The 17,146-nt window shown below is 40.8% G+C and carries 15 protein-coding genes; 10 read left to right on the forward strand and 5 right to left on the reverse strand.

Annotation, left to right across the window (positions count from 1 at the left end; all coding sequences use genetic code 11):
* Positions 1 to 5: 5 nt before the first annotated feature.
* The gene (locus L1068_RS12250; protein ID WP_237130504.1) at positions 6 to 584 is read right to left on the reverse strand and encodes a glutathione S-transferase family protein; all 579 of its coding nucleotides are present in this window, start codon (positions 582 to 584) and stop codon (positions 6 to 8) included.
* 96 nt (positions 585 to 680) lie between these two features.
* Between L1068_RS12250 and L1068_RS12255 the strand changes: the two genes are divergently transcribed.
* On the forward strand, positions 681 to 1,175 hold the full coding sequence (locus L1068_RS12255; RefSeq protein WP_237130505.1) for a GNAT family N-acetyltransferase: 495 nt from the start codon (positions 681 to 683) through the stop codon (positions 1,173 to 1,175).
* A 62-nt stretch (positions 1,176 to 1,237) separates the two neighbouring features.
* Here the strand turns inward: L1068_RS12255 and L1068_RS12260 are convergent, their stop codons facing one another.
* Entirely contained in the window at positions 1,238 to 2,092 is an 855-nt protein-coding gene (locus L1068_RS12260; protein ID WP_237130506.1) for a collagenase, read from the reverse strand.
* A gap of 247 nt (positions 2,093 to 2,339) precedes the next feature.
* A complete protein-coding gene (locus L1068_RS12265) occupies positions 2,340 to 2,846 on the reverse strand; it encodes a hypothetical protein (protein ID WP_237130507.1) in 507 nt (168 codons plus the stop codon).
* Between the two features lie 197 nt (positions 2,847 to 3,043).
* Here L1068_RS12265 and L1068_RS12270 point away from each other — a divergent pair, with 197 nt between their 5' ends.
* From L1068_RS12270 to L1068_RS12280, 3 genes are all read left to right on the forward strand, one after another.
* Positions 3,044 to 4,864: a sodium:proton antiporter gene (locus L1068_RS12270; protein ID WP_237130508.1), complete on the forward strand. Its 1,821-nt coding sequence runs from the start codon at positions 3,044 to 3,046 to the stop codon at positions 4,862 to 4,864.
* 19 nt (positions 4,865 to 4,883) lie between these two features.
* Positions 4,884 to 5,612, forward strand: a complete 729-nt coding sequence (locus tag L1068_RS12275) for a transporter substrate-binding domain-containing protein (protein WP_237130509.1) — start codon at positions 4,884 to 4,886, stop codon at positions 5,610 to 5,612.
* Positions 5,613 to 5,890: 278 nt separating this feature from the next.
* A complete protein-coding gene (locus L1068_RS12280; protein ID WP_237130510.1) occupies positions 5,891 to 8,593 on the forward strand; it encodes a hypothetical protein in 2,703 nt (900 codons plus the stop codon).
* A 98-nt stretch (positions 8,594 to 8,691) separates the two neighbouring features.
* On the opposite strand, the gene L1068_RS12285 is transcribed toward L1068_RS12280, so the two are convergent.
* Positions 8,692 to 9,198 carry a hypothetical protein gene (locus L1068_RS12285; RefSeq protein WP_237130511.1) on the reverse strand — a complete coding sequence of 169 codons (507 nt, stop codon included), beginning with the start codon at positions 9,196 to 9,198 and terminating at the stop codon, positions 8,692 to 8,694.
* A gap of 93 nt (positions 9,199 to 9,291) precedes the next feature.
* Here L1068_RS12285 and L1068_RS12290 point away from each other — a divergent pair, with 93 nt between their 5' ends.
* The 3 genes from L1068_RS12290 to L1068_RS12300 are packed head-to-tail and all read left to right on the forward strand — an operon-like array spanning position 9,292 to position 12,587.
* Complete coding sequence (locus L1068_RS12290; RefSeq protein ID WP_054979076.1) at positions 9,292 to 9,495, forward strand: DUF1289 domain-containing protein; 204 nt, start codon at positions 9,292 to 9,294, stop codon at positions 9,493 to 9,495.
* Positions 9,467 to 11,419: an ATP-binding protein gene (locus L1068_RS12295; RefSeq protein ID WP_237130512.1), complete on the forward strand. Its 1,953-nt coding sequence runs from the start codon at positions 9,467 to 9,469 to the stop codon at positions 11,417 to 11,419. Before L1068_RS12290 ends, L1068_RS12295 begins: the two co-directional genes overlap by 29 nt.
* Before the next feature lie 46 nt (positions 11,420 to 11,465).
* The gene (locus tag L1068_RS12300; RefSeq protein WP_237130513.1) at positions 11,466 to 12,587 is read left to right on the forward strand and encodes a response regulator; all 1,122 of its coding nucleotides are present in this window, start codon (positions 11,466 to 11,468) and stop codon (positions 12,585 to 12,587) included.
* Positions 12,588 to 12,680: 93 nt separating this feature from the next.
* Here the strand turns inward: L1068_RS12300 and queG are convergent, their stop codons facing one another.
* A complete protein-coding gene (gene queG / locus L1068_RS12305; RefSeq protein ID WP_237130514.1) occupies positions 12,681 to 13,820 on the reverse strand; it encodes a tRNA epoxyqueuosine(34) reductase QueG in 1,140 nt (379 codons plus the stop codon).
* 17 nt (positions 13,821 to 13,837) lie between these two features.
* Here queG and L1068_RS12310 point away from each other — a divergent pair, with 17 nt between their 5' ends.
* The 3 genes from L1068_RS12310 to L1068_RS12320 are packed head-to-tail and all read left to right on the forward strand — an operon-like array spanning position 13,838 to position 17,143.
* Positions 13,838 to 15,316: an NAD(P)H-hydrate dehydratase gene (locus tag L1068_RS12310; RefSeq protein WP_237130515.1), complete on the forward strand. Its 1,479-nt coding sequence runs from the start codon at positions 13,838 to 13,840 to the stop codon at positions 15,314 to 15,316.
* A gap of 11 nt (positions 15,317 to 15,327) precedes the next feature.
* On the forward strand, positions 15,328 to 15,804 hold the full coding sequence (gene tsaE, locus L1068_RS12315; RefSeq protein WP_237130516.1) for a tRNA (adenosine(37)-N6)-threonylcarbamoyltransferase complex ATPase subunit type 1 TsaE: 477 nt from the start codon (positions 15,328 to 15,330) through the stop codon (positions 15,802 to 15,804).
* The gene (locus tag L1068_RS12320) at positions 15,797 to 17,143 is read left to right on the forward strand and encodes an N-acetylmuramoyl-L-alanine amidase (protein ID WP_237130517.1); all 1,347 of its coding nucleotides are present in this window, start codon (positions 15,797 to 15,799) and stop codon (positions 17,141 to 17,143) included. The genes tsaE and L1068_RS12320 overlap by 8 nt, the downstream gene beginning before the upstream one ends.
* The last annotated feature ends 3 nt before the right edge of the window (positions 17,144 to 17,146 follow it).

Below are 17,146 nucleotides of genomic sequence, written 5' to 3' on the forward strand. Positions count from 1 at the left end.
AGTGTCTAATCTCTTGGTGCTGTTTCGATGCTCGAAGCGCGATTTTTATGCTCTGAATGGAATACTTGAAGCGCACTATAGCGAGTCAAATCGGTTAAATTTCTGAAGATAATCCAATCCAGTAAGCAAAACAGTGATAAAGCGACGTAGTTATAATCGCTAAATGTACCTTGTTCTGCGGCATCGTTTAACACTGATAAAACGCCGTTTACGCGCTCACGTTGTAAATTGAAAAACAGTTTGTCGTCATTGGTGTCGAATTCTGAGCGCTGACAAATTAAAAGCTCAACCAATGAATCATTCGCAGAGTTAATTAGAGTCAGTGTATTTTCTTGGTTCCAGCTTAACGGGGTGAAATCTAATTTTTGGGCCAAGTAACGGTAAATAACGTTTGAATCAAAAATCACTTGTTCACCGTCAAGCAACATAGGAATTTTTCGCGTTGGGTTGAGTTTAACTAAGGTTTCTCGGTCTTTCTCGGCAAAAATATTAAGGTTTAAAAAGTCGAATTCGATATCTTTTTCGATAGCCAGTGCGCGAAGGCGGCGTACATAAGGGGAGGTTAGCGAACCATAAAGTTGCATAAGTAGCTCTCGCTTAATATGAAATTTAGTTATTTATATCAGGTCTTGGCGAGTGATACTATGGCTTGGCAGTGACAATTTTATTTAGAACTTAAAATGAAAACGCGTATAGCAAAACAAATCGATTTACCCGCAATAGTCAACATTTATAACCAAACGGTAGACAGTCGAATGGTAACCGCGGATACCGAACCACAATCAGTGGCAAGTAAACAAGCATGGTTTGATAGCCATACTGACACTCGGCCAATTTATGTTGTTGAAGATAATGAACAGGTGGTTGCTTGGTTAAGCTTTAAGTCGTTTTACGGTCGCCCAGCATATAATGGTACTGTTGAAATTGCCATTTATGTTGACAGTAATCAACGCGGTAAGCAGATTGGGCAAACGTTATTGCACTTTGCAGAATCTCTTGCACCTAAGCTTCAAATCAAAAGTTTGTTGGCATTTATTTTTAGCCACAATACACCTAGCATGCGACTTTTTATTAAAAATGATTTTGCCGTTTGGGGTGAGTTGCCAAATGTGGCAAAAATGGATGATAAAGAATACAGCTTAACGATTTTAGGTAAGCGAGTAGATGAGAGTTAAGTTTAAAAAAGGCTTTAATATTTAACATTAAAGCCTTTACTAGGGATAGGTTAGAGAAGTTATTACTTAAGCTCTGCAAGCCATTGGCTAAAATCATTATCCATTGATTTACCCCATTGTTTTACCAGCGCTTGGTAGCGGGTATATTGACCTTTGCGCGTTAGTGCCAGCATTTGTTCAACTTTGTCGCGCTGTTTTTCCATCATATAGCGCGATGCTAAATAACCCCAAACATAAACGCGTTCAGAGCCGCCATTTTGCTCATAGCTGGTGTTAAATAGTTCGCTTAAATGAATGATTTGTTTTTTTGCTGCTTTTACTGCGCGTTCGTTATCTTTACCTTTTGCGATGTACTCAGCAATTCCTTCACTCCACCACACTAAATGAGGTAATAATGGTGCTGGTTTTGGACAATATTCTGGGCCCGAATGAGAATCGTGCAAGTTAGCGCAAAAGTCACCATACATATTAAAGCGGCCATCAAGGTAATGCACATATTCATGGCTTAAATTCCAAATTTGCCCTTTCTTTTGGTAAGCGACGAATTCAGCTGAGTTATTGGGTAAATGCGGCAAACCTTCCAAATACATGCCGCCATTATCACTTGGAACATCAAAGTGTTTGGTTACATACTGCACATAGGCATCGCGATCTTGATAAATATTGGCTCGTAAGCGGTGATTATTATCATTTTCTACAGGCTTATTTTGAGTATTAAAAACATTATGAAAACTTGCTTCTTGCGCTGATAGCATTTTGCATGCAGCGTTTTCTTGTTCTTTACTAAGCGCTTGATGACGAAGTACGATGGTTTTACTGCAATTTTTCACATTAACCAAAATGTTGTCCACACTGGATGTATCTGCACTGGCATAAGGTGTAAATAAAAAGCTAGATAACAGAGCTAATTTTTTCATCGGTATATTGTATTCAATTTTAATTTTGAACGATTACACCAAATTAATTTACATTGGTCAATTAAGTGTTTTCCAAAGGTGCTCTTGCGTACACTTTTCTCATTGTTAGCTAGGTGAATCTCAATTATAGGCGTGAGAAAGGTGCATTGGGTAGCGTGATACTTGCCTAAATTGCTTAGCCGCATATTGAACGCAGCAACACAAGTGCTCAAATAGAGAAAAATAGAATTGTAACGTTCAACAATCCCTAGGGATAAATTTGGGTTAAACCAGAGTGCCCTTGCATATCGCCAATGATCCAAACTTGTTCGAATGGGTGCGGAGTTGGCATAGCAAAATGATGTTGCAGGGTTTGAATATCGTCATTGCGCCAAAATGGATTTGCGTTGCGGATCACCAGCCACACGCGTTTAGAATCATAATGTTTTAATGCTTTATTAGCTAAAATACGCTGCAGAGCTTTGGTTAAACGAGTTTCTATTGGCTCGAGTAACAGTGCTTTTAGGTTTTCTTTGGTTTCGCTGCTGAGTTCTCGATGCAGAATTGCCATTGCTTCTTTTTCGCTGCCATAAAGGTGGGCAATTTCAATATCAAGCTTATCTTCACCTTGGTAACAGCTTACATCGGGTTTGCTCGGTTGGTTATGCCAAATATGGCGCATGGGTAAGTTAAATTGTTTTTCATATAGGCGTAAAAAGAGCTTGGCTGCTTGATGTTCTAGTTCAATTTTTTCTTTTTCGCTGGCACTTAACATGAAATATTTGGCTGAAAATACGGCTTAAATCGTTGCGATTACTGTAGCGTGAGAGTGATTTAGAATGCAAGTGCTGGTGCGTGAAATGAACGTTAATACACTTGATTTGAAATAAAATTTTATTGTGAAAAAGCTATAGAATTAATTATCCAAGATATACTATTGTAATATTCAATTTATAAATTTGTGAATTCTCAATGTCAGCGGTATATATTGCACTGGTTGCTTTGTTTTCAGTAGCGGCGCAGTGGTTAGCATGGATTTTTAAAGTACCAGCTATTTTATTCCTACTTGTTACCGGTCTTTTATTAGGGCCTGGTTTTAATGTAATTGACCCAGATGCGTTATTTGGTGACTTACTGTTTCCGATAATCTCCTTAGCCGTTGCCGTTATTTTATTTGAAGGTGCACTTACCCTCCATTTTAGAGAATTAAAAGGGCTCGAAAAAGTCGTGCGCAACCTGTGCTCCATCGGTATGTTGGCATCGTTTGTGGTGATCGGCTGCGCCGCTTATTTTGTGTTAGACCTCGATTGGCGTGTGGCTGCCGTACTTGGTGCTGTGCTAGTTGTAACCGGCCCAACGGTTATCGCACCGTTATTAAATGCCATGAGGCCGCATAAAGATATTGATAAAGTATTGCGTTGGGAAGGCATCGTAATTGATCCTATTGGTGCTTTATTCGCCGTATTGGTATTTGAAGCGGTAATGTTGACGGGCCAAGAAAGTATTTTTAACCACACACTTGGCGCATTATTTATGACATTAGTGGTGGGGTTATCACTGGGTCTCTTTGCGGGTTGGTTTACGAGTTTATTAATTCGCCGTCAGTGGCTGCCGTATGAATTGCATAAATTTGGTATTTTAGCGTTGGTATTAGCAACCTTCAGTGTTTCAAATTATCTTAGCCATGAATCAGGATTACTTGCCGTAACCGTTTTTGGTATTTGGCTTGCGAACCAAGATGACTTAGAAATTGATGCTGTGCTTGAATTTAAAGAAGATTTATCAATGATCTTAATTTCAAGCTTGTTTATTTTACTCGCAGCGCGATTACACGTTGACGATATTAAACAACTTGGCGCCAATGTACTTATTTTTATGGCATTTGTGTTGTTTGCGGCACGTCCGCTATCGATTTTGTTATCAACATTTGGCTCAGACCTCAATTATCGCGCCCGTGCATTACTTAGCTGGATTGCGCCGCGTGGCATTGTTGCTGCCGCGGTAGGCTCGGTATTTGCGCTTAGTATGGTTAAAGCCGGTGTGCCTACTTCTGAGAAGTTAGTGCCGCTTATCTTTACCGTTATTATTGTGACGGTTGTTTTGCAAAGTTTAACTGCTGTGCCACTTACCAAGTTGTTAAAGCTTCGCCAGCCTGAACCCGCAACAGTACTTATTATTGGTGCAAACCATGTGGCACGTGAAGTGGCAAGGGGCCTTAAAGATATCGGTGTGAGTGTTTACCTTTCAGATCCTGCATGGGAAAACTGCAAAATGGCGCGCATGGATGGCTTTCCTTGCTATTACGGTAACCCGCAATCAGAGCATGCTGAACGTTATTTGCCGCTAACTGACATTAGTAAAGTGCTAGGCTTATCGCCAAACCGCCTTTACAACGCATTGGGTATTCAACATTTCGCGCATTTAATCGGTGAGGATAAGGTGTTTTCATTGAAATCGTCTGATGTGCACGCGAAAGCAAATAAAGACAGTGCGACTTTCTTATCGCGCCAGAATTTATTTGCACAAGATGCTACGTTTGCGCGTCTTTCGGGGGTGATAGCGAAAGGCGGTAAAGTCAGTGCAACACGCATTGCAGACGCATTTACTTGGGAAGATTATTTGGAAGTAAATAAAGACGCAATTCCGTTATTTATTTGGCGTCAGCAAAAATTTATTGAGCCAGTGCAAATTGGCGGTGAACAAAAACCGGAAGAGGGCGATTCTGTTATTGCGCTACAACCGCCGAAAATGTCTATTTTAAAAGAGTCGCAAGTTAATCAAGCGGCAACATAAAGCAAGGAGCTACTCACTAGTGCGTTCAATTGCGGCAGTATTACTTTTACTATTTTGTTATGAACTGAAAGCCTCTGATGAGGTTGCGTTGTCGGTCGTGACTGAAGAGTGGCGACCATTTAATTATACCGATGATAACGGCGTTATCGTCGGTCGTTCAACAACAAAAGTAAAAGCAATACTCGATAGCTTGGGATACAAATATGATATTCGAAGCTATCCTTGGACGCGTGCCATGAGTATGGCAGAACACGACGAAAATACACTTATCTATTCAATTTTTAGAACGCCAGAACGAGAGCATAAATACCAATGGGTATGTCCGCTTATGGCACCGGTGAAAGTGTATTTGTTTCACCTTGCGGCGCGTGATGATATTAATGTTACGTCACTTGAAGATGCGAAAAATTATGTTATTTCAGTTGGGCGCAATGCGCGTAGTCATGAAACCTTACTCGAAAAAGGTTTTATTGAAGGGCAACATTTAGATGTGTCAGCCGATCCTAGTGCCGAATTAAGAAAGTTTCTTGCAGGGCGAGTGGATTTTTTGGTGCAATCTGAATGGGAAATGTCTGAATCGTTAACGGGAATTGAGCGGCAATATACTGATGTTGTGCGTAGTCTCGAAGTAGCTAATGTGAGTGATCGCTCAGCATGTATCGCCTTCAGTAAAAAAACCGATAAAGAAATTGTTAATCGCGTACAAGCAGCACTTGATAAGTACAATAAAAAGTTTGGCCTCAAGTAGTGTAATTGTGAAAAATCATTGGCTACCTTTGATTTTGTTTTTAGTTAAGTCAACGATAGCTGTTAATTCGTAAACCCTCCTTTATTTTTTATATAACCAAGCGTTCTAAAAAGCTTTTATTGTTTAATTTGAACTATTCATAGGTTATATATCTGAACTTAAATCAAAAATATTGCTTTAATTAGATAAATTTGCGAACGGATATATTGGCAATAATGCGTGAAATGCGTAAGCTTATAACAAGTCGTTAATTTGGTTAAAGTTTGGTTACATAGTCGATGGGTAAAGTTAGAGTTTTATTACTTTCTATTGTGTTATTTTGTGCATTTTTTTCGTCAGAAAGTAATGCCAATTCAGCTGCTTGTATATTGCTGAAACAGCAAATGAGCAATTATCAGCATAGCAAAACCCATCCAACTTATCGCCGCGCTCAGCGTGACTATGAACGCCTGTGTAATCAACCTGAAGCAGTTGAAGATAAAGCAACAGAAAGCGCAAAAACGCAACAAACGAGTTTAAGCGAAGAAGAAAAGCGTTTAGCACAAGAGCGATTTGAAGCTATAGAAGCTAAGCAGCAAGAACAACAAACTTTTGAAACCCAAGAAGATGCTAGTGGTGACTTAACTAAGAATGGAAAAGCAACCAATAGCAACGAACAGCAGGTCGTTGAACTTGACTCAAAAACGCAAACCGAAGCAAAAGAAACGCCTAAAGCGCAACCTGCTGCGCCAGTTAAAAGAGCACCTGTCACGTGGCAAAATGATATTCCAGTAGAAGAATCAAGCTTATTAGAAGCTATGATGTTGCCGATTATTTTATTGCTTGTCGTTTTGGTTGCCATATTTGTTTATGTGAAATTTGTGCGTTCACGCATGGACGAAATTAAAGAGAAAGCCAAAGAAAAAGCCCAAGAAATGTCAAAAGACATTGCTGCAATGGGTTCAAAAGTTGCTGAAAAGAAAAAGAAAAAGTTACCAAAAGGCGCACTCGACCCAGATTTATACTTCCGTCGTCAACGCGTTGAAGTCACACTCGCAAATGGTCAAGAAGTAGTATTAGACAGTGTTATTGCATCGCAATATGGAATTTTCGTTGTACTGCCGCAAAAGCAGCGCGGCGCAATTATCGGTAGCGCAACCTTACCAGAGTGGAAAGAGCAAGTTGGGGATGAACTTATTGGTTTTGAAAGCCCATTACAAGTAGTGAATCAATGCTGTCATGCCGTTGCGCAGATTTTAGGATTAAATGATGAAATAGAGCCGATTGTCGCGTTTAACGATATGGCGGTATTTAAATCACAATTTCCAATTGTGGTGATGCATAAAAAGCAAGTGAACCCATACATTTTAGGCTTCAAAGAGCTGAGATTTAGCGACCAGCAAGTTGATGAATGGATGGCGTTGATTGATAGCCACAACGAAGCGAAGCGAGAAGAGAAAAAACGTGCTGAAGAGCGTCAACGTGAAGAGAATATGAATCGTCACAACGAACCTAAATTTGATACTACAGCGCCATCGCCAGCAGAAGTTGCCGAACAAGAAATGCAAGAAAAGCAGCAAGAAACGGTTTACCCAGAACCAGGCTCATATGAAACCTCAGTGTCTGAGATTGCGCCTGATAATCTAGATATTCACCGTGTAGAAGATACAGATAAGCCCGCGGTTGATCATATTGCAGAGCTTGATGCAATTCTTAATAAAGCAAAACAGTTTACTGAAAAGTTAGACGATATTAGCAGTACAACTCCGCAAATTAGCGATGATGAAACGCAACCTCCTACGCTAAGCGCACAGGGCGCAGAGTCATTAAATAATGAAGCTGAGCAGCCAAGTGCATCGTCAACTTCGGACGAAAGTATTTTAGAGTCAGGGGAGAGCGATTTATCTAATGACTTTACGCCTGATACCAATGCAGAAATCGAAAAAACAACGCAATCACTTTCATCTGATGAATCATTCGATATGCCATTTAACGAAACCACTGCACAGCAGGCCAGTGCATCAGGTTTGGATAATGGCGACTCAACGAGAAATACGTTCGATAACGACCTAATGGATGACAGAGCAGCGCTTACTCACTCCAACGCGTTACAGGAAGAATTAGGTCAATCTGAAGCTCAATCTCAAGATGATGATAGCTTATTGCCACCAGATAGCAGTGAACCTGCTACGGCATACACTGACCCTGATTATTTTAAGTCAACTGATGACGATGCGCCTGAAAATATGGTTCCTCACTCTGAGTTTAAACGCCGCGCGGCAAAACGTGCAGTTGATGACGGCATGTTTGATTATTTAAATCACTACGACAAATCAGCGGAAAACGACGAGCAAGCAGATGGCGAATATTCGCTTGAAGAAGAGTTGGCGCAAAGCCTTGCTGCGGGTAAGGGATTTTTGTCGGGGTTAGATCAAAAAGATGGTTCTCTTGATGACGAGTCAAAATTACCAGCGCGCGACGATGCGGATATGTTAGCTCAAGTTGAAATCAAATTAGATCAAGAGCAAGCTAATTTATCAGCTGATAACGATCTTCTTGAGCAGCCTGACACAAGCTTGCAACAAGAGCCTAATGATTTTGATATCAATGCACTTGAGCAAGACCTAGTTGATAATCAGCCGGTTACTAGTGATAGCGTTGAAAGTGCAGAGAATGATAGCAACGATGTGAATCAAGGCGGTTGGCGTGCAATTAAAGCGCAAATGGATGAGCAATCTGACGATGAGATTTTGCCGCCTTCAGTAGAAAGTGAATCGCAAGATGAACAACCGAAATCAAGCTGGCGAGCATTAAAAGAACAAGTAAATGATGAAATTGACGATGAACTTAACAAGACTGATCAAGACAGTGAAGCAGATAAAAATGACACTGAAAAATCGTCACCATTTTCTAACTTACAGCTCGATCCAGATTGGGCGCCTAAGCCAACTCCGGAAAAGGTATTTAAAACAAAACCTGAAGACGACCCAGATAATAACTAATCAATAAAAAAATGGTCAGCAATCGCTGACCATTTTTTTATTTTATTTGAATTAGCGTCACTAATATTTAGTGATATTAAAGCAAGGTAAAACAATTCTTATTCACATTGCTCGACAAGTGAGCGTAGGTGCTGCCCTAAATCTTGTGTTTTTGTTTTGCCATTAGCAACTAACTCAGAGGTTTGCTGTTGAATTTCAGCAACATCGTACTGCGATAGCATATGCTTTACGTAAGTTAATACATCGCCACCTTGGCGGATAAGATCAGGCAGGCTTTCGAGAGAAAGCTCTTGTTCAGATAGGTTTGACAGCGTTTCAATGAATTGAGATAAATCCATTGAATCCTGCAACGCACCTTCTACCTCAACTAATGCGCCCATCGGGTCCGCATCTAGCTTACCTGCAACACATGCTGCAACTGAGCCTGCTTCAGAGCCTTGTTTAACGGCTTCAATGCCTTGAGCACGGATCGCTTCAATTACTTCTTGTAACTCTTGATGCTCTGCAAAATATTGACGTTCCAATGCCTTCTTAGGATCTTCTGCAAGATCACAGGCTGTTAAAGTAGTGGCGAAAGTCGTCGCTAGTAACAGTGCTTTTTTCATGATTTCTCCGCAATTATTCGCGTTATTTACAGCGAGTATATCGCAATGTTCTAAACTATAAGTAAGTAAAAATATGAAAATAAACTAAATTTTATGTCGCAACAAACAGTTAAAAGTCCGTGTGTTGAAAACTGTTGCTTAAATGAAGATGACGTATGCTTGGGCTGTTTTCGCACCTTAGAAGAGATTTTATCTTGGTCGAGTATGAGTTTATCGCAAAAGCGAACTACGCTTAATTTATGTCAACAGCGGAAACAGCAAAAACAACATGCAAAAAAGGATTTTAATTCTAGATAACTCAAGTGTTTTGGCAATGCGCTTAAAAGTTTTACTGGAGTTATTGACGTGCCAAGTAGATCTACATCATTACAGCGATTTTGAACCAAGTAGCGAACCCACATTTTATGAAGCAATTGTTTTTGCCTCAGGCGTTCCCGAGAAGTTAGTACTGCAAACCCAACAATTATATGGCGATGTGCATGTATTTTTACTGGCCCCTAATGTCGAGGGCAGCAAACTCAGTGACAGCTTTACAAAACTGGTTAATGCGCTACCTCGCGCCCTGGTAATTCATCCATTTTATAACAATAAGGAAGTTATAGGCCTACTTGAAGAAGGGTTAGCGATAGGCGCCGCTAATCTTGATATTAAATTACCTAAAATTTTATTGGTGGATGACAACGAGACTCGCTTAATGCGTTTAGAATCAAGTTTAAAAGGGGCGCACTTTGATGTTATTACCGCAGATACTGAATTCTCAGCGATTGGACGTGCGGCACTACACCAAATTGATTTACTGGTAAGTGATTTTAATATGGGGGAAATCACTGGGATTGATATATTTCGCCAAATTAAATCGATCAATTCAGGTTGTCGTTGCATTCTAGTAACCTCTAAACCACACCAAAGTGCGCTAATTGAAGCGGTGCGGTTAGGCGTTGACGATGTACTGGAAAAACCGCTTGATGAAAGTGTGTTGTTACAAGCCATTTATAAACTATGGCACAGTGAGCAGCTTGAACAAAGCAACCAAGAGCTGGTATCTCGGTTACAAGACACCGTTGATGCGCTTATCGAAAAAGACAGCTTACTACGCGTTATCTATAAAAATACGCCTGATGCGATTGCTATCTTTAGTAACGATGGCACAATTTTAGAAGCCAATGATGCATTTTTAAGTTTATTTGCCAGAGAGCAAGATGAAGTACATGACTTATCATTTTTTGAATTGCTAGACGGTGCTATTTCGAATGAAATTAAAAACAATATTGCCAGCTTTCAACCTCAGTTTAATTTTGAGTTTGTGGTTACAACAGCAAAAGATGACATAGTACCGTTTTCAGGCTCGTTTAGTGAGATTGACGTGCATGGCGAGCCATCCACTGCAGTTATTCTAAAAAATATTGCGCATCTTAAGCGTAAACAACAGCTACTAGAAGAAGCAAAGCAATTACTTGAAGAAAAAGTAAATATTCGCACCCAAGAACTCGAGGCTGCGAAAAACCAAGCGGAGTTTGCTAACAAAAGTAAGTCGGAATTTTTGGCAAACATGTCTCATGAATTGCGTACGCCAATGCATTCAATTTTGAGTTTTTCTCAATTCGGCTTGGATAAACTCAATAGTGAGCCAATCCCCAAAGATAAACTGCAAAAATACCTTTCTCGTATCGAAAGCTCAGGGCAGCGACTTCTGTCTTTGTTAAACAATTTACTCGACCTATCTAAATTAGATGCGGGTAAGTTTCCGTTCAATCCCAGTAAGCACAATTTGAATCAATTAGTGCGAACCAGCATCGACGATATGTCGGGCGCACTATTAGCAAAAACTATTAATGTGCATTTTGTACCAGAAAAAGACCCGTTTTTTGTCGATTGTGATTGTGATCAAATCGCGCAAGTGATCCGAAATTTACTAGGTAATGCAATTAAATTTAGCGATGAACACAGTGAAATTGAAGTCGTAATAGACCATCACAACGACATGGTGCAATTAGCTGTGCGCGATAGTGGACTAGGTATTCCAGATGAAGAGTTGAAAACAATATTTAACAAGTTTGAACAAAGCAGTAAAACTAATCGTGGTGCTGGTGGCACAGGGCTTGGTCTGGCGATTTGTAAAGAGTTTGTCGATTTGCACCACGGCCGTATTTGGGCTGAAAACAACCTTGAAAAAGGTGCGAGTGTATTTGTTAGTTTGCCAGTTTCTAATACTTTTGACTAAGCTAAATTTAGTTCAGTATAAATTAATGGAAAACAAGGAGTAAGTCATGAATTCAAACACAGTACTTGCTGTTGATGACGAACCGTTTAACTTGGAAATAATCGAGGAAATACTGGAAGATCATTACGATCTGCATTGTGTTGCAAGCGGGCCAGAATGTTTAGAGGTGGTTCGAAGAATTAACCCAAGCGTGATTTTATTAGATGTTAGTATGCCAGATATGGATGGTTATGAGGTGTGTCGACGCTTAAAAGAAGACCCTGAAACGTCTAACATCACTGTGATGTTTGTCTCTGCCAGAGGCTCTGTTGAAGAGCGCATCGAAGGCTATAACGTAGGTGCCGAAGACTACATAGTTAAACCGTTTGGCCAGCAAGAGTTACAAGGCAAATTAGACACCTTGTTTAAGGTAGTCGAAAACAAACGTATGCTAGAACAACAGCTGCAAGATGCTACGGACACTGCGTTTAATGCAATGGCCAATAGTAGTGAAATGGGTAGCATAGTGCAGTATGTAGAGCAAATTGGCAAAATTGATGAAAAAGAAGAGCTCGCGCAAGCGCTCATTAATTGCATGCGTAGTTTTGGCCTTAAAACGAGCATTGAGTTTCGTACCAAAAATAATCGCTCTCAATACAGCTCGGAGGGGATTTGCTCACCTATGGTGGTCGAGCTATTTGAGTTGTTGCAAAATAAAGGGCGTTTATATGAGTTTATGCCGAGAATTCTAGTAAATTACCCAAGGGTTAGCCTGCTTATTATGAACTTACCAAGTGATGACCCCGAAAAACTAGGACGTATTCGCGATAATATTTGCTTTGTGGTGGGCGTAACAGAGCATCAACTTGATGCCATTTTAACCCGTAAGCAACTAGGCAACCAAAAGCTTAAGTTACGACAAGCGTTTTCTATGGTTCGCGATAAATTTGAAGATTTAGTGGGTGTACTCAATCTCAGTCATGAAATGAATGAGGCAATTTTTAGAGAATTACAGGAAGAGTTTGAAGATCGGATACCACTGATGGGCTTAGATGAAGATCAGGAGCAATACATTTATAAAAAAGTGGATGACACAATTCAAAAATCGGTTGCTCGCGAGGACTTATTGCAAGATATAACACGCGCCTTTACTGAGCTTGAAAATGATCTAAGTGTTATGCTGAAGTAAACGCTCTGTATTTCAACTTCAATTACTTAAGTTTAAGAAAAACAACCGTTAGAGGCATATTTGCGATTTACATCTGAGGTTACTTACCAAGGGTTAAGCATCTCTTGGTAAGCCTTTCTCAATAATACGAATTAAACGTTTTGTTTTGTTGTCTCTTTGCGCTGTTTTATTGTGTTGTTGTGCGAGTGCCCAATGAATGTGTTCAAGTAGCATTTCAGATGCATCGCTTTGTGCGCTCTCTAATGCGTTTATAATATCGATGTTTGCATCTGCATTTCCTAGCGCTACTGCGATATTGCGTCGCCAGCGCTCAATACCAATACGGCGAATAGCGCTGCCTTCGGTATTTTTTAGAAAGGTCGCTTCATCCCACGCAAAAAGCGTAAGTAAGTCCTGACTTTTTAACTGCTTACGAATATGGAAGTCATCTTCGGCTGTAAGCTGCCCGTAGCGGTTCCACGGACACACTAACTGACAGTCATCGCAACCGTAAATACGATTGCCTAATAGCGAACGAAATTCCTCGGGAATAGCGCCATGTTTTTCAATCGTTAAGTATGAAATACAGCGTCTTGCATCAACCACATAAGGTTCAACAATTGCACCAGTAGGGCACGAAGTAATGCATGCCACACAGCTTCCGCATTTGTTCTCTACCGTCTCTTCGTTTACCGGTAGCGGTAAATCCACAAATAACTCACCTAAGAAAAACCAAGATCCCGCTTCTTGATTCAGTATTAGCGTGTGTTTGCCGGTCCAGCCCAGTCCTGCTTTTTCAGCTAGTTGGCGCTCTAACACGGGAGCTGAATCAACAAAGGGTCTAAATCCTAAGGTAATTTGATGCTGTTCTAGTTCTTGTTCTAACTTTTTACCGAGTTGCTTTAAGCGATTACGCATTAACTTATGATAATCGCGGCCAAGGGCATAACGACTTATATATGCGGTTTGTTTGTTTTTTAAATCTTTAGCAAAACTCGCATCCGGTGGTAGGTAATTCATGCGCACAGAAATAACTCTTTGTGTGCCTGGCACAAGTTCAGCAGGGCGTGCGCGCTTCATGCCGTGAGCAGCCATATACTCCATTTCGCCATGGTAGCCCGCATCTAACCATCGTTGTAATTGTGCTTCGTGCTGAGATAGGTCAATATCGGTGATACTCACTTGATCAAAACCAAGCTCTTTTGCCCAAAGCTTGATTTTTTCTACCAAATTCGGATAGTTAAGAGTAGACATACCAGTAGGTGAAATAAATGACGCCAGAATTAACCACTAATTTACCACAGTTTGCATATAGCGCCCAACAAGTAAAAGACAATGAAGCGATAGTTGCATCGCAGCAAAATGTAGAGATGTACGCGCTGATGCAACAGGCTGCCGCATCGGTTTTTCAGTTACTGATGTTGAAATATGGTAATTGCGATAAAGTTCAAGTGATTGCTGGTGGCGGTAACAATGGAGGTGATGGCTATTGGATGGCTAATTATGCTTTGCAGCATGAGCTTGATGTTACAGTATTCAGTGTTAAGGATGTAAATCAGTTATCGGGTGACGCTAAGCGCGCTTACTTAGATTACATAAAGCAAGGCGGTAAAGTAGTTGATAGCTTAGATACCAGTGCCGACGTTTATATTGATGCGCTGTTGGGCATCGGTTTTTGCGGTGAGTTAAGTGGTGAATATTCAGATGTTATCAATTACATTAACCAACAGCATAAACCTATTATTGCGGTAGATTTACCTTCAGGTCTGAATGCAACAACAGGCGAGGTGGCAAAGGCCTGTATCAATGCTAATTATACAGTGAGCTTTATTGCTCTTAAGCAAGGATTATTAAGCGGTAATGCTAAGCAGCATGTTGGCAATTTATATTTTACAGGACTAGAGTTAGCCGATGCTTTTATTGAGTATGTCAAACCACTTTCTCAGTTAGTAAATTATGACGCGTTAAAAGCATTACTGCCGGTTCGTCATATCAATAGTTATAAACAACAACTTGGCCACGTTTTATTAATTGGTGGCGATAAACCTATGCCGGGGGCTATTCGCATTGCGGCTGAGTCCTGTCTGCGCGCAGGTGCTGGGCTTGTCAGTGTAGCGACGCATCCAGAAAATCGCGCCATTGTGGTCCAAGGGCGTTATGAACTTATGGTACACGCCGTCGAGCACGCAACAGAGTTGCAACCACTAATTGAAAAAGCCGATGTGTGTGTGATTGGCCCAGGCCTCGGCTTGTCAAATTGGAGTAAGACCGTATGGCAGGCAATCGAGAAGGTCAATAAACCAATTATTATTGATGCGGATGGGCTTAACTTGTTAGCTCAAAAGCCAATTGACCTAGCGCACATGATTATTACCCCTCACAGCGGAGAGGCTTCAAGGTTACTGGGTATCCCAAGCTCTGAAATTGAACTTAATCGTTTTGATTCAGTCTCTAAATTAGCAAAGCAATATAACGCAATAGCCTTGTTAAAAGGGGCGGGCAGCTTAGTTGCTAATAGTCATCATACGGTAATTAATACGTCGGGCAGCGTCAGTATGGCAAGTGCTGGGATGGGCGATTGTTTATCTGGTATAATCGCTGGCTTAATTGCGCAGGGCATGCCGAACTTTGAAGCTGTTCAATTGGCTGTTAATATTCACGGCCGCGCAGCGGAAATTGCAGAGCAACAGGGTAAGCGTGGCATGTTAGTCTCAGATCTGTACCCTTTAATTAGAAAACTGGTTGATTAGTGGAGAAGTAAATGGATCAGCAAGATGGGGTTTTTAATTGCTTTTTGGCCGATGAAACTGAAACAGTTGCCATAGGCAGTAAATTGTCTTCATGCATACATGAAGGTGCTGTTATCTTTTTACATGGCGACTTAGGTGCGGGCAAAACGACGCTTACACGCGGCGTTGTGCAAGGTTTTGGTCATACCGGTAAAGTAAAAAGTCCAACCTATACCTTGGTTGAACCCTACGAATTAGCTTCACAAAATGTTTATCACTTCGATTTATATCGCCTTGCAGATCCCGAAGAATTGGAGTTTATGGGCATTCGAGACTACTTTGAAAATAATTCAGTGTGTTTAATTGAATGGCCAGAAAAAGGCGCTGGAATGCTTGCACAGGCAGATCTAGAGATTACAATGGAATATGTCGATAATGCGCGTAGAATTACCATAATGGCGAACAGTCAAAGTGGCAAAACAATAATAAATAAGCTGAAGAATGACTAGCGATTGGTACAATATTAAATCTCTATTTCGAGTAATTACAATTGTCATGATGTTTGTAAGTGTTAACTTATACGCTGCAAACAAAATTGACAGTGTGCGTGTTTGGCCGTCTCCTGAGAGCACCCGCGTGGTACTCGATATGAAAGAGAAGCCTGAATACAGCTACTTCTTTTTGAAAAATCCATTGCGCTTGGTGGTTGATATAAAATCAACACCAGGGCGCGCAGCAACATTTCCAAAAATTGATAAAAAACATCAATTAATTAAAAAAATTCGCTACAGCACACCAAAGCGAAAATCTGATACGCGCTTAGTATTTGAACTGCTAGCACCGGTTAAACCAGTTATCTTTTCACTCGCACCAACAGGTCCGTATAGCGACCGACTTGTATTCGATTTGTACAGTAAAGAAAAACCGAAAGCACAAACCGTTGTAAAAAATCGCGATATTAGCAGTGATAGAGACATTGTTGTTGCAATTGATGCAGGGCACGGTGGTGAGGACCCAGGCTCTATTGGCCCATCAGGTACCTATGAAAAAACGATTACATTACAAATAGCAAAACGTTTGGCAGCTAAGATCAATGCTGAAAAAGGTATGTCGGCAATTATGCCTCGTACCGGTGATTACTACGTAAAATACAATACGCGTACTCAGCGCGCTCGAACCAAAAAAGCGGATTTCTTTATTTCCATTCATGCTGATGCATTTACGTCGCCGCAACCTCGCGGAGGCTCGGTTTGGGTACTTTCGCTAAGACGTGCTAATTCAGAAATTGGTAAATGGATAGAAAATCGAGAGCAACACTCTGAGCTATTAGGTGGTGCGGCAGATGTGTTAAAAGATACTCAGCAAGAGCGCTACTTGGCGCAAGCATTACTCGATATGTCGATGGATCATTCAATGAAAACCGGCTTTGAAGTGGCTGAAGATGTAATTAGTGAAATGCGAAAAGTCACACGCATGCATAAAAAAGTGCCGCAGGCGGCGAGTTTGGCTGTATTAAAATCACCTGATATTCCCTCTATTTTGGTTGAAACAGGCTTTATATCTAACCCAACAGAAGAGCGTTTGCTAAAAACCAGAGACCACCAAGAAAAGCTCGCGACGGCAATTTTTAAATCGGTAAAGGCGTATTTTAGAAATAACCCTCCTGAAGATTCATATTTTGCCAAGTTGAAAAAAGATCAACCGCGTTTTCATAAGGTACGTTCAGGCGAGTCCCTCAGTGTGCTTGCGAGTCGTTATGGGGTAACGGTTAGCTCTTTGAAAAAAGCTAATAAGTTATCGTCGAATACGTTATATATCGGGCAAAACTTAACTATTCCGCGTAGCTAATAG

The organism is Pseudoalteromonas sp. MMG024, assembly GCF_021654175.1.
GTDB lineage: Bacteria > Pseudomonadota > Gammaproteobacteria > Enterobacterales > Alteromonadaceae > Pseudoalteromonas.

Excerpts from the sequence above, each read along its gene's own strand:
- L1068_RS12250 (WP_237130504.1), bottom strand. The coding sequence starts at position 584 with ATGCAACTTTATGGTTCGCTAACCTCCCCTTATGTACGCCGCCTTCGC.
- L1068_RS12255 (WP_237130505.1), top strand. The coding sequence starts at position 681 with ATGAAAACGCGTATAGCAAAACAAATCGATTTACCCGCAATAGTCAAC.
- L1068_RS12260 (WP_237130506.1), bottom strand. The coding sequence starts at position 2,092 with ATGAAAAAATTAGCTCTGTTATCTAGCTTTTTATTTACACCTTATGCC.
- L1068_RS12265 (WP_237130507.1), bottom strand. The coding sequence starts at position 2,846 with ATGTTAAGTGCCAGCGAAAAAGAAAAAATTGAACTAGAACATCAAGCA.
- L1068_RS12270 (WP_237130508.1), top strand. The coding sequence starts at position 3,044 with ATGTCAGCGGTATATATTGCACTGGTTGCTTTGTTTTCAGTAGCGGCG.
- L1068_RS12280 (WP_237130510.1), top strand. The coding sequence starts at position 5,891 with ATGGGTAAAGTTAGAGTTTTATTACTTTCTATTGTGTTATTTTGTGCA.
- L1068_RS12285 (WP_237130511.1), bottom strand. The coding sequence starts at position 9,198 with ATGAAAAAAGCACTGTTACTAGCGACGACTTTCGCCACTACTTTAACA.
- L1068_RS12290 (WP_054979076.1), top strand. The coding sequence starts at position 9,292 with ATGTCGCAACAAACAGTTAAAAGTCCGTGTGTTGAAAACTGTTGCTTA.
- L1068_RS12295 (WP_237130512.1), top strand. The coding sequence starts at position 9,467 with ATGCAAAAAAGGATTTTAATTCTAGATAACTCAAGTGTTTTGGCAATG.
- L1068_RS12300 (WP_237130513.1), top strand. The coding sequence starts at position 11,466 with ATGAATTCAAACACAGTACTTGCTGTTGATGACGAACCGTTTAACTTG.
- queG (WP_237130514.1), bottom strand. The coding sequence starts at position 13,820 with ATGTCTACTCTTAACTATCCGAATTTGGTAGAAAAAATCAAGCTTTGG.
- L1068_RS12310 (WP_237130515.1), top strand. The coding sequence starts at position 13,838 with ATGACGCCAGAATTAACCACTAATTTACCACAGTTTGCATATAGCGCC.
- tsaE (WP_237130516.1), top strand. The coding sequence starts at position 15,328 with ATGGATCAGCAAGATGGGGTTTTTAATTGCTTTTTGGCCGATGAAACT.
- L1068_RS12320 (WP_237130517.1), top strand. The coding sequence starts at position 15,797 with ATGACTAGCGATTGGTACAATATTAAATCTCTATTTCGAGTAATTACA.